Consider the following 1,311-nt stretch of genomic DNA (forward strand, 5'->3'; position numbering starts at 1 on the left):
AAAACTCAGCTCAAAGCCATTCTGCAGCCACTTCAAACGCAAGCCTCCCTTGCTCGTCGAACGCTATCGCTATCCAGTCGATACTATCCAGTCGATACATGACGTACTCCCTCAAGCGCGACAGTATCGGTAGATTCAGATGGGTGCAATCTCACCCTTCAATCCGAGATGCACGAATGCGGGCATGAGACTTGGAGAATGTCACTGCAACTCTGTGATATTCATCTCATTTTTTTCTAGGTATTACGAACGCGAGGGCCTTTCGGGAGGTAGTCCGTCAGGCGTGCCGGCTGCCCGGACTCCGGAAACGTTGCTGGCTGGTACAGCCGCCGCTTCAAGCAGCATCAGCCTGATCCGCCTTCGACCGCAATGCAGTGCCCCCCGGTAGGCGAGTACTCGTGCAGACAACTGGGATGTGGCGAGATCGACGGTTTCCGGAGCCAGGGTCTGACGCGGATCAATCGCAGCAACCACAACGACGATGCCGCGGTGACCGGCTCGTTGTCCGCAGCGAGCTCGGATCATGAGCTGTCCTTTCTCGCTTCCCAGCAGAATGGAAACCGCCTCGACGATCGAGCGGTAAGCCGCCAACTGCAAGCCGGGGCTGAGCTGGCAGGGATCGCCGATCAACCTGGGCTGTCCGATTCGATGTGTGGCGTTCCAGGCCTCGCGCACCCCGCCTCCCTGCAGCGCCACATACAAGCCCAGCCGTTCCAGGGTGGAGGGGTAGATCATGCTGGCCTGGGCCCGGAACAAGCGCGAATGCACCTCGGAGGTATGCCGCAGGCTGTCGGCGACAGCGTGATGCCCCTGAGCATGCAGCCAGTTCACCATTTCGTTCAGCGAAAGGTCCATTCCATCGCCCAGGTGGCGCAGGTGCGCGGCGCGTTCGCGCAGGTCCATCTCGCTGGCCAGATGTGAACTTCTGGCCAATTGCAGAGCGGCTTTACCATCTTCCTCGCGCAGCCGGTGCTGGTTCTGGAAGTGTGTGATGCGCGCGCCCAGCAGCAACAGGGCGACGCTGGCGATGGCCATAGCCTGCTGGGTGGCGAACGTCGCCGCGTCGAATGCCGCCGGATGGTCCGCCGGGGTGCTCAGGCCAAGAATCATGTTCACAGCGGCGACACCGATAGCCGCACCACGCCACCCAAGCATGCAGGTCAGGGCGATCGCGGGAATAGGCAGAATCAACAGCAGTTGCAGCGAGCCTTCGGCCATGGTCGAAGTGGGGACGGGCGTCGCCTGCAGGCCAATGACCAGCATGGCGCCGAGTGCTCCGACCGTGGCCGCAACGGATCGGGTCGTCCATTT

Annotated in this window: 1 protein-coding gene; it reads right to left on the reverse strand. The window is 61.3% G+C overall.

From position 1 onward, the window contains the following. Positions 1 to 243: 243 nt before the first annotated feature. The coding region (locus DBR20_RS10320; RefSeq protein WP_258223289.1) for a hypothetical protein at positions 244 to 1,311 on the reverse strand (1,068 nt) is incomplete at its 5' end.

The organism is Stenotrophomonas sp. HMWF023 (assembly GCF_003060985.1).
Classification (GTDB): domain Bacteria; phylum Pseudomonadota; class Gammaproteobacteria; order Xanthomonadales; family Xanthomonadaceae; genus Stenotrophomonas; species Stenotrophomonas lactitubi.